Consider the following 10,367-nt stretch of genomic DNA (forward strand, 5'->3'; position numbering starts at 1 on the left):
TTACTGCACGCAGACCGGGCAGAAGGCGTAGGTGCCTTGCGGATCGTTGAAGCGGGTGAGCGGGTCGAGACTGCGGTTCACTTCCACCAATGCCTTTCCAAATCCAGCCGGCAGCCAGCTTTGCAACTGGGGGGCCAGCACTTGGGCACTGCTGTCAAACAGCTGGCGCAGGAACTTGTCCTTGGTGGACTCCTCCTGCTCGATAGGGGTCACCTGCCACTCTTTGAGGTTGGCGAGGTCGGCGGCAGCCTTGATGGCGTCATCCAGATTGCCGAACTCGTCCACCAGACCCAGGGCCTTGGCATCTTCGCCGGTCCAGACTCGGCCTTCGGCCGCCTTCTCGGCCTCTTCCGGGCTCAGACCACGACCTTTGCTGACCAGACCGATGAAGCGCTGGTAGGTATCTTCTACGCTCAGCTGGATAGCCTGACCGACGTGATCCGGCAGAGCGCGGGTCGGGCCGACGCCAACGTAATCTGTGGTGCCGACCCCGTCGGTATGCACCCCAAACTGGGCCAACGCCTTGTCGATGGTGGCGAACATGCCGAATACCCCGATGGAGCCGGTGAGGGTGGTGGGGGAGGCGAAGATCTTGTCCGCATCGGCGGAGATCCAGTAGCCACCGGAGGCGGCATAGCTGCCCATGGAGACCACTACCGGCTTGCCAGCCTGTTTCAGGGCCAGCAGCTCGGCGCGGATCTGCTCGGCGGCGAAGGCGCTGCCGCCCGGGCTGTCGACCCGCAGGACCACGGCTTTGACCTTGTCATCGCGGCGAGCATCGGCCAGCAGGTCGGAGAGACTATCACCGCCGATGGTGCCGGCAGGCTGGACGCCATCCATGATGGCGCCGCTGGCGACCACCAGACCCACCTCATCCTTACCGCTCTGGGGATATTGTTCCGGAATGGCGGCCAGATACTCTTTCAGGCCGACCCCTTTCCAGCCGTGGTCATCAGCTTCACCCACTTCTTTAATGACCGCCTGGGTCATCTCGTCGCGGGTGGCCAGCTGATCCACCAGCCCGTTGTCGAGGGCGTAGTTGGCGGCATTGCCACCGGCCTTGCGCAGCAGCTCGAGGAAGCGCTCCTTGCCCGGTGCGACCGCATCGGGTTCGATCTCCCGCTGTTCGGCTACATCGGCCACATAGGATTGCCACAGCTGATCCAGCCAGCGCTGGTTCGCTTCTTTGCTCTCGGGGGACATCTCGTCGCGGGTATAGGGCTCGACGAAGGATTTGTAGGTACCGACCTTGAACACGTGCGGGGTGATGTTGAGCTTCTCCAGCGCCGACTTGAAGTAGGTCTGGTAGACCCCAAGCCCCTCGATCACCACGGCGCCGCTCTGGTTGAGCAGCACGTGATCGGCGTGGGCCGCCAGCAGGTATTGCCCCTGAGTGTAGAAGTCGGCCATGGCGATCACCGGTTTGCCGCTCTCCCGGAAGGAGTCGATGGCGCTCGCCACCTCCTGCAGTTTGGTGAAGTTGGCCCCCTGCAGCCCTTGCGGCTTGATCACCAACGCCTTGATGCGCTCGTCATCCTTGGCACTCTTGATGGCCCATAGCAGGTCGGAGAGGACGATCTCGCTCGGCTGCTCATCGCTGCTGTCCATCTGACGCAGCAGTTGTACGGTGGGATCTGTCTGGGAGCGTTGCTCCACCAGCACGCCGTTGAGATTGAGGGTCAGCGCCCCTTCGATAGGCGCCTTGGGAGCCTCTTTCTGGCTGACGCTGAAGACGATGACCAGCACTACGATGAGAAACAGCAGATTGACCAGCATCAGCCGGGTGAAATTGAGCAGGCGCCACAGGCTGCGGAACAACCAACCCAGACCTTTGAAAATAGACATAGTCGCGTTATCGCCCTGTTAATGGGTAGAGAAGAGCCATTATTAACCAGTTGCGGGCGAAATTGCCATTTCCGACTGGCGGATCCCGCCTATCTTCGTTCAGGGCACGGCTGTTCGCTGAAAAATTGTCCAAACATTTGTTTGAAAAAGAATTTTCGATTCTTTACTCTAGTCTCAGTTTGATAACAAAAAATTAACTGGAGGCATCGTGAGCCGCTATCCGACCCTGCTGACCCCGCTCGACCTTGGTTTTACCCAGCTGCGCAATCGCGTGTTGATGGGCTCCATGCATACCGGCCTCGAAGAGGAGAAGGGCGGTTTTGACAAGCTGGCCGCCTTTTATGCCGAGCGCGCCCGTGGTGGTGTTGGCCTTATCGTCACCGGCGGCATTGCCCCCAACTTGCGCGGTCGGCTGGTGCCTCACGGCTCGCAGCTGAGCTTCCCCTGGCAGGTGAGCAAGCACAAGAAGGTGACCAGCGCCGTACATCAGGAGGGGGGCAAGATAGCGCTGCAGATCCTCCATGCCGGTCGTTACGCCTACCATCCCTTCAGTCTGGCGCCGAGCGCCCTCAAGGCACCCATCTCCCCGTTCAAACCGCGCGCCATGAGCGAGCGGCAGATCCGCGGCACCATCCGCGACTTCGCGGCTACAGCAGCGTTGGCCAAGGCGGCCGGTTATGATGGCGTCGAGGTGATGGGCTCGGAAGGTTATCTCATCAACCAGTTCATTTGCGAGCGCACCAACAAGCGCACCGATGGCTGGGGCGGCAGCAGTGAAAACCGGATGCGCTTCCCGGTGGAGATTGTCCGCACCATCCGCGAGCGGGTCGGCACCGACTTCATCATTATCTTCCGCCTCTCCATGCTGGATCTGGTGGAGCAGGGCTCGACCCTGGAAGAGGTGATTGCCCTTGGCAAAGCGCTGGAAGCGGTGGGGGTGACCCTGATCAACACCGGTATCGGTTGGCACGAAGCGCGTATTCCCACCATCGCCACCAGCGTGCCGCGCGGCGCCTTCAGTTGGGTGACCGCCGAGCTGAAAAAGCATCTCAAGGTGCCGCTTATCACTACCAACCGTATCAACACCCCCGAGGTGGCCGAGCGGATTCTGGCGGGGGGTGAGGCGGATATGGTCTCCATGGCGCGCCCCTTCCTGGCGGATCCCGAGTTTGTCATCAAGGCGGCCGAGAACCGTGCGGACGAGATCAACACCTGCATCGCCTGCAATCAGGCTTGCCTCGACCATGTGTTCAAGCAGAAGCGAGCCTCCTGTCTGGTCAATCCTCGCGCCTGTTTCGAGACCGAGCTGACTTTTGGCCGCGTGCCCCAGCCCAAGAAGCTGGCGGTAGTGGGGGCGGGCCCGGCTGGGCTGGCGTTCGCCTGTTACGCTGCCGAGCGCGGTCATCAGGTGAGCCTGTTCGATCAGGCCAGCGAAATCGGCGGCCAGTTCAACTTCGCCAAGCAGATCCCGGGCAAGGAGGAGTTTCACGAAACCCTGCGCTATTTCGCCAAACGGCTGGAGAAGTGCGGCGTCGAGCTCTATCTCGGCCAGCGCCAGAGTGCCGAGAGCCTGCTCGGCGGCGGTTTTGACGAGGTGATCCTCGCTACCGGTATTCGTCCGCGCACCCCCAATATTCCGGGCATCGAACATCCCAAGGTGATGAGTTATCTCGATGTATTGCGGGATCACAAACCGGTCGGCCAGAAGGTGGCGGTGATCGGTGCCGGCGGCATCGGTTTCGATGTGGCTGAGTATCTGGTCGAGAAGAAGGTGGAGATGGATGCCGATGGGCACCGTGATCACTGGCTCAAGGAGTGGGGCATCGACAAACAGCTTGGCGAGCGCGGTGGCCTCACGGCTCCTGAAATCGACGCCCCCGAGCGCCAGATCTGGCTGCTCCAGCGCAAGGAGAGCAAGGTGGGTGACGGCCTTGGCAAAACCACTGGCTGGATCCACCGTACCGTGCTCAAGAACCGCAAGGTGCAGATGCTCTCCGGGGTGCAATATCTGGGGATCGATGACGAGGGCTTGCACATTCAGGTGGGCGAGAGCAAGCAGTGTCTGCCGGTGGATCAGGTGATCGTCTGCGCCGGGCAGGAGCCCCTCAAGGAGCTGCAGGCAGGGTTGCAGGCGGCAGGCAAGCCGGTGCATATAATCGGCGGAGCCGACGTGGCTGCCGAGCTGGATGCCAAACGCGCCATCCGGCAAGGGGCCGAGCTGGCTGCGATCATCTAGCCAACTGTGCCCTCTTGTCCTTTATAGTGCGATAAACCCCTGAGCCTCAGGGGTTTTCTTCATTCGGTGCTGTGCTAAGGTAGCGCCATCATTGCCCCAGAGAAGGAATTGCCCATGGATGCCCTCACCCTGTTGCTCAATCGTCACTCCTGTGGCCGTCTCGCCGATCCCGCCCCGAGCGGTGAGGTACTCGACAATATCCTCAAGGCGGGCTTGCGCGCGCCGGATCACGGCACCCTGACCCCCTGGCAGTTCATTCTGTTTGAAGGGGAGGGGCGTGAGCGGCTGGGCAAGCTGCTGGCCGAGGCGGCCCGTGCCCGTGGCGAAGATGAAGAGAGCATCAAGAAGTGCAGCGAAGCGCCGCTGCGGGCGCCCTTGGTCGTCGCCGTGGCAACCCGTTATCAGGATCACCCCAAGGTGCCGAAACTGGAGCAGGAGCTCTCGGCCGGTTGTGCCCTGATGGCGATGCAGATGGCGGCGCAGGCGCAGGGTTTCAACGGTATCTGGCGCTCCGGCTGGTTTATCTTCGATGAGCAGATCAACAAGGGATTGGGACTGGCGGCAGAGGATCAGCTGGTGGGTTTCCTCTACCTCGGCACCCCCGTGCTGGAAGCGCGTAAACTGCGCGAACTGCCGCTCGATGAGTTTGTCCGCCGTTTCTGACTTTTCGGCCATGTTGCGGTTGAGAGAAGCAAAGCCTCGAGAAATCGGGGCTTTTCTGTTTAACCATGAATAGTAACCAGAGAAATTGGGGAAAATAAATGGGTCAAAGAGGCTTCGCGCGCCATAGCAGGTAATTATTTAAATAGTGCGATGTACCTCGCAATCCTGTTGTATTTCACTATGTAAAACGTTTGCGCATTCGCTAATATCTCCCTGCCAGTTTAGAAGGGCACTCCTTCTAATTTTTCTGCGATGAGAGTCGCAATTCCGTAGCACCTTTTAACAGCCCAACGTCTTCGTGACATTGGGCTTTATTTTTTTATGGGGTATCGGGGCTGTTGTGAGTTGATGGCGGTATCGGCATACAACCCGGTTGGCTGCCTTATGCCCTGTTTTTGGCTGGCAGGATCCGGGCTGGGTTGCCGACAACCCGAGTACCGGCCGGTACATTTTTGGTGACTACGGCACCCGCGCCGACGATCGCCTCCCGCCCTATGGTGACGCCGGGCAGCAAGATGGCGCCGCCCCCAATCCAGACCTTGTCTTCAATGGTGACCGGCAGCGCCGTTTCTGTTCCCTGAATCCGTTCGTCGGCCTCCAGTGCGTGGGCTGCTGTATAGATCTGCACGTTTGGCCCAATCATCACATGGGCACCGATGCGAATGGGGGCGTTGTCCAGCAGGGTGGCCCCCATGTTGATGTAGCTGCGCTCGCCAAGGTGGATGTGGCGGCCATAGGTGCAGTAGAAGGGCGGGCAGATAAAGGCGTTCTCTGCCAGTTCGCCAATCAGCTCCGCCAGTAGTGCCCGCTGCTCTGCCTCCTCTTCCGCCTGATTGAAACGGCGATAGCACCGTGCCGCCTCCCGGCGCAACTGGGCCAACTCGGGTGCCATGCAGTTGTAAGGTTGGCTGCTGATCATCTTCTGGTATTCGCTCATGGCAGGGCCTCAATGATGTGGAAGAACGATGTTAATCCCTCATTGGCCAGAGAAGCGTGAACCGTCCCCCAGAGTGGGAAAGGGGGAGAAACAACAAGAGCACCCGTGGGTGCTCTTGTTTGATAAAGATGCTGATTTTCCGCCTTGAGAGCGGGAGCTATGTTTAGCCGTATTTGCGGCCAGAGAGGCGGCACCACTCCTCCTTGACTGCGGTCGGGTCCATCTCGAACCACTGGCCGTAGATGGTTTCCAGCTCCGGGGCCTGGCTCTCCAGCACGCCGGAGAGGGCCATCAGGCTGCCCGCTTTGCCGTGGCCGGCGATCAGCGGTGCCAGTTCGCGCAGCGGGCCGGCCAGAATGTTGGCGACTACCACGTCCGCTTCGACGTCTTGTGGCTGGTCGGCCGGCAGATAGAGCTCAATCTGGTCGGCGACGCCGTTGCGCGCGGCGTTGTCGCGGCTGGCCTGAATGGCCTGCGGGTCGATGTCGATACCGATAACGCGGGCAGCACCCAGTTTCAGGGCGGCGATGCCGAGAATGCCGGAGCCACAGCCAAAATCGACCACGGTTTTACCGGTCAGATCCAGCCCGTCCAGCCACTGCAGGCAAAGTGCCGTGGTGGGGTGGGTACCGGTACCGAAGGCCAGACCCGGATCCAGCATCACGTTGACCGCATCGGGGTTCGGCACATCGCGCCAGCTCGGGCAGATCCAGAGGCGCTCGCCAAACTGCATCGGGTGGAAGTGATCCATCCACTCGCGCACCCAGTCCTTGTCTTCCAGCTGCTCGACCTTGTAGCCGACATTTTCGCCGAAGATCTGCTGGAAAAAGGCGATGGTGGGGGCCGGATCGGTTTCGGCATCGAACAGCCCCATCACTTCGGTCTCGCCCCAGAGCGGGGTTTCACCAGGCATGGGTTCGTAGACGGGCACATCCTTGGCATCCATAAAGGTCACCGCCTGGGCTCCACGCCCCAGCAGCATGTTGCTCACCTTGTCTGCGGTCTTGGCAGTGGCGTTGATTCGAATTTGTATCCAGGGCATGGCGTCGACTCTTCATAAATGTGAAACCGCGAGATTCTACCATCATGGGGCAGTGCTGTCGTGGTTTGCCCATGACGTGGAGGGATTCGGGGGCTTTTGCCGGATTGGCACGGTTCCTGTATTGCTCTATGCAGGCGAAGACGACCGGTTTTCGCTGAACGCTTTGCTCAAGTTCCGTCATCTTTCGCTGCCACCCTCGGGTGGCATTTTTTTATCTGCACTTGTTTGCCTGGTAAACAGTCTGCCAGATAAAAAAAGAGCAAGGTTGGCACCTTGCTCAAGGACGGGCTGACGCCGTTTTGGCGCATTCATGCTGCTGTTGGCACGCCAGATGCAAAGACTAATATGTCCTGCATAAGGATATGTGTGTGATTGTTACCCCAATGTTCAGGTATTCAGGCCATTTCTCGCGAAATGGCCTCTTTTTTGGCTGATTGTCGGACGTTGGTCTGCCACAGGCTGTCATGAGTGCCGCTGATTGTGCCCGTTTGGGGCATCTCCTTGGTGAACTTATCCCATCATGGTGCGTTGGAGGGCTTAGTTGGCAAAGCCGCTCATGTCGATCACCAGCTTGCCAACCATACGGCCCGCTTCCACCTCGGCATGGGCCTGAGCCAGCGTGACCGGGGTCAGTGACGGGATGGTTCTGGTCAGGGTGGTCTGCAATACCCCTTCATCGACCAGTGCCGCTACCCGGCCGAGCAGGCGGTGCTGCTCGATCATGTCCGGCGTCTGGAACAGGGAGCGGGTGAACATGAACTCCTGGCTGAAGGTGACGCTCTTGCTCTTGAGCAGGGAGAGATCCCACGGCTCGCTCGATTCGGCGATGGTACAGATATGGCCAAACGGGCGGATCAGCCCTGCCATGGTGGCCCAGTGCTCGGCGGTGGCGTTGGTGCAGAAGATGGCATCGACCTGAGTGATGCCAAGGGCGGTCAGCTCCTCCTGCAACTTGTGGTGGTTCACAACCTGATGGGCGCCCATTTCGAGGCACCACTCGCGGCTCTCGGGGCGGGAGGCGGTAGCAATCACCTCCATGCCGGTGAGCTGGCGGGCCAGCTGGATGGCGATGGAGCCCACGCCACCGGCGCCGCCGATGATCAGCAGTTTGCCACGGCTTTCGCGGGTAAGAGCGAAGCGTTCGAACAGGGTTTCCCAAGCGGTGATGGCGGTGAGCGGCAGGGCGGCGGCCTCCACATCGCTCAAGCTGGTGGGGGCGATGGCGGTGATGCGTTCATCCACCAGTTGCAGGGCACTGTTGCTGCCCGGACGGCTGATATCTCCGGCATACCAGACCCGGTCGCCCGCCTTGAACAGGGTGACTTCGCTGCCGATGGCGATCACTTCCCCCACCGCATCCCAACCCAGTACCCGTGGTGAGCTTTCAATTTTTGCCTTGGGGGAGCGCACCTTGGTATCTACCGGATTGACGGAGGTGGCGGTGACCCGCACCAGCAGATCCCGCGGGCCCGGAACCGGATCGGGCAGGTTGGCGGCGATGAAGCAGTCGGGGTGGTCGCTTGGCAGATAGTGAGTCAGGGCAATGGCTTTCATGGTTTTTCCTTTCAAATCGCTGTGTTCGGGATTGCCACTCACTTTAGTCTGGTTGATTATCAAGATTAAGATGGGTAATCGGTAAAGACTGTTTGAATATATGAACAATGTCGATCTGGAGTTGATGGGACTGTTTGCCACCGTGGTGGAGCAGGGAAGCTTTACCCGGGCCGCCGAGCTGCTTGGTATGCCCAAGTCATCGGTGAGCCAGAAGATCTCGCGGCTGGAATCCCAGCTCGGGGTACGGCTGTTGCAGCGCACCACCCGCAGGTTGAGCCTGACCCCGCAGGGGGAGCTCTATGTGGAGCACTGTCAGGGGCTGCTGGCACTGGCCCGCAGCGCCAATCTGGCGATGGCACGGCTGCGCTCGGCCCCGGCGGGGCGGGTGCGGATCACCGCCCCCGAGGCGACCGGCACCCTGCTGCTTGGCCGGATCCTCGCCGAGTTTCGCGCCCTCTATCCCGAAGTGGTGCTGGAGCTGACCCTGAGCGACGAGCAGCTCGATCTGGTGGGGGAGGGTTACGATCTGGCGCTGCGGGCGGCGCCGCTGAAAGACTCCAGCCTCATCTGTCGGCGCATCGGTCAGGTGGCGCGTCATCTGGTGGCGGCTCCCGCCTATCTGGCGGCCCACGGCATGCCGCAACAGCTGAGCGAGCTGGGCCGCTATGCCTGTCTGGTGCACTCGGCCATGCCGGTGTGGCCATTGCAGGAGGGGGGCTGGCGGCCGCAGGGGGCCTGTGTCAGCAACAGCTTGCTGGCGCTGCGGGAGATGGCGCTTCATGACGGGGGGATTGCCCTGTTGCCCCACCATGTCTGTGAAGGGGATTTGGCGGCGGGGCGGCTGCAGAAGGTATTGCCGGATCAGCCCATTCCGGCCAACCCGTTCTACCTAATCTATCCGAGTCGGGAGCATCTGGCCCCCGCCCTGCGCACCCTGATGGATTTCGTGGCCGAGCGGTTGCCGTTTGCCTGAGTTACCAACTGCTCTGGCTGGCCGACTCCTGATTGGGTTTGAGGCCGAGGGGGACCGACTGGCGCTCCGCCAGCATGCGGATCTGCCCTTCAATCAGGCTGGCGCTGGGGCCCAGCACCAGCACCAGCTGGTGGTCGTTGAGCTGGATCCAGGAGAGGCAGCCCAGGCCCAGCAGGCGAGATTCATCCACCAGTGAAATATCGCGCACCCGCAGGCTGAGGCGGGTGATACAGACACTCATCGCCACCAGATTATCCATCCCGCCCAGCACCTTGAGGTACTGGATCGCCAGCATCTGCGGGTCGGAGGGGGCAACGCTGGCAAGGCGCGGATGCTCCACCGCGATGGGCTTGCTCGGCATGCTGAGGGGGGCACGCTCCAGCAGTTGGTAAAAGAGCAGGGTGTAGGCGACGAAAAACAGGATACCGACCGGAATGAGCCAGAAGCTGTGCTCCCCAGCCTGATAGCTCAGCACCAGATCCAGCAGACCGGCGGAGAAGTAACTGCCCACCTTGATCCCCAGCCCGCTGCAGACCGCCAGCGACAGTCCGGTCAGCAGGGCGTGGGCGAGAAACAGCCAGGGGGCGGTAAAGGCGAACAGAAATTCGATAGGTTCAGTGATACCCACCAGTGCCGAGGTGAGCGCCAGGGTGAGCAGCAGCCCGCCCTGCGGCAGCCGCTGCATCCGCTGGCGGTGCAGCCAGATGGCAAAACAGGCACCCGGCAGGCCGAACATGATGATGGGGTAAAGACCGGCTACATATCCTTCATGAAGGGGCTGGGCGGTGGCCAGCGCCTGCAGGTTGCTCTCGCCAAGGCCGATGACGCTGCCCAATACCTGATGCAGCCCGAGCGGGATTAACAAGCGGTTGAGGGTGCCGTAGCAGAAGGCGCCAAACGGCGTGGTAAGCAGCTCCGAGGTGAGCAGGGTCAGCCCGCGCTCCAGCGGCGGCCACAGCAGCGAGAGGGGGATGGCGATCAGCAGGCAGGCCAAGGCCGACACCAGCAGGCTGGGAAACTCTCCCCTGGCGATCTGCAGCCAGCGGGGCAGTGTTTGCTGGTGAACCCAGGGGTAGATGATGGCAGTGGTTAGCCCCGCCAGCAGGCCGCAGATCAT

At 61.0% G+C, this 10,367-nt stretch carries 8 protein-coding genes; 3 read left to right on the top strand and 5 right to left on the bottom strand.

What is annotated here, in order from left to right; all coding sequences use genetic code 11:
* Entirely contained in the window at positions 1 to 1,845 is a 1,845-nt protein-coding gene (sppA, locus tag AB5Y92_RS17930) for a signal peptide peptidase SppA (RefSeq protein ID WP_368227298.1), read from the bottom strand.
* Positions 1,846 to 2,053: 208 nt separating this feature from the next.
* Here sppA and AB5Y92_RS17935 point away from each other — a divergent pair, with 208 nt between their 5' ends.
* Together AB5Y92_RS17935 and AB5Y92_RS17940 are read left to right on the top strand one after the other, a co-directional pair.
* Positions 2,054 to 4,081, top strand: coding sequence for an FAD-dependent oxidoreductase (locus AB5Y92_RS17935; protein ID WP_368227299.1), 2,028 nt, complete (start codon positions 2,054 to 2,056; stop codon positions 4,079 to 4,081).
* A gap of 114 nt (positions 4,082 to 4,195) precedes the next feature.
* A complete protein-coding gene (locus AB5Y92_RS17940) occupies positions 4,196 to 4,744 on the top strand; it encodes an NAD(P)H nitroreductase (protein ID WP_201988234.1) in 549 nt (182 codons plus the stop codon).
* Between the two features lie 382 nt (positions 4,745 to 5,126).
* On the opposite strand, the gene AB5Y92_RS17945 is transcribed toward AB5Y92_RS17940, so the two are convergent.
* The 3 genes from AB5Y92_RS17945 to AB5Y92_RS17955 form a co-directional block, all read right to left on the bottom strand.
* Positions 5,127 to 5,681, bottom strand: coding sequence for a sugar O-acetyltransferase (locus AB5Y92_RS17945; RefSeq protein WP_164536171.1), 555 nt, complete (start codon positions 5,679 to 5,681; stop codon positions 5,127 to 5,129).
* A 163-nt stretch (positions 5,682 to 5,844) separates the two neighbouring features.
* A complete protein-coding gene (prmA, locus tag AB5Y92_RS17950; protein WP_164536172.1) occupies positions 5,845 to 6,723 on the bottom strand; it encodes a 50S ribosomal protein L11 methyltransferase in 879 nt (292 codons plus the stop codon).
* 537 nt (positions 6,724 to 7,260) lie between these two features.
* Complete coding sequence (locus AB5Y92_RS17955; protein ID WP_368227300.1) at positions 7,261 to 8,277, bottom strand: zinc-binding alcohol dehydrogenase family protein; 1,017 nt, start codon at positions 8,275 to 8,277, stop codon at positions 7,261 to 7,263.
* 100 nt (positions 8,278 to 8,377) lie between these two features.
* Between AB5Y92_RS17955 and AB5Y92_RS17960 the strand changes: the two genes are divergently transcribed.
* Positions 8,378 to 9,250 carry a LysR family transcriptional regulator gene (locus AB5Y92_RS17960; protein ID WP_005358412.1) on the top strand — a complete coding sequence of 291 codons (873 nt, stop codon included), beginning with the start codon at positions 8,378 to 8,380 and terminating at the stop codon, positions 9,248 to 9,250.
* Between the two features lies 1 nt (position 9,251).
* Here AB5Y92_RS17960 and AB5Y92_RS17965 read toward each other — a convergent pair.
* Positions 9,252 to 10,367, bottom strand: a 1,116-nt coding sequence (locus tag AB5Y92_RS17965; protein ID WP_368227301.1) for a PTS transporter subunit EIIC, incomplete at its 5' end; no start/stop codon positions are given.

It is taken from the genome of Aeromonas sp. R1-1 (assembly GCF_040908495.1).
GTDB lineage: Bacteria > Pseudomonadota > Gammaproteobacteria > Enterobacterales > Aeromonadaceae > Aeromonas > Aeromonas veronii.

Coding starts and splice junctions, on each gene's coding strand:
- AB5Y92_RS17955 (WP_368227300.1), bottom strand. CDS start 8,277: ATGAAAGCCATTGCCCTGACTCACTATCTGCCAAGCGACCACCCCGAC.
- AB5Y92_RS17960 (WP_005358412.1), top strand. CDS start 8,378: ATGAACAATGTCGATCTGGAGTTGATGGGACTGTTTGCCACCGTGGTG.
- prmA (WP_164536172.1), bottom strand. CDS start 6,723: ATGCCCTGGATACAAATTCGAATCAACGCCACTGCCAAGACCGCAGAC.
- AB5Y92_RS17940 (WP_201988234.1), top strand. CDS start 4,196: ATGGATGCCCTCACCCTGTTGCTCAATCGTCACTCCTGTGGCCGTCTC.
- AB5Y92_RS17945 (WP_164536171.1), bottom strand. CDS start 5,681: ATGAGCGAATACCAGAAGATGATCAGCAGCCAACCTTACAACTGCATG.
- sppA (WP_368227298.1), bottom strand. CDS start 1,845: ATGTCTATTTTCAAAGGTCTGGGTTGGTTGTTCCGCAGCCTGTGGCGC.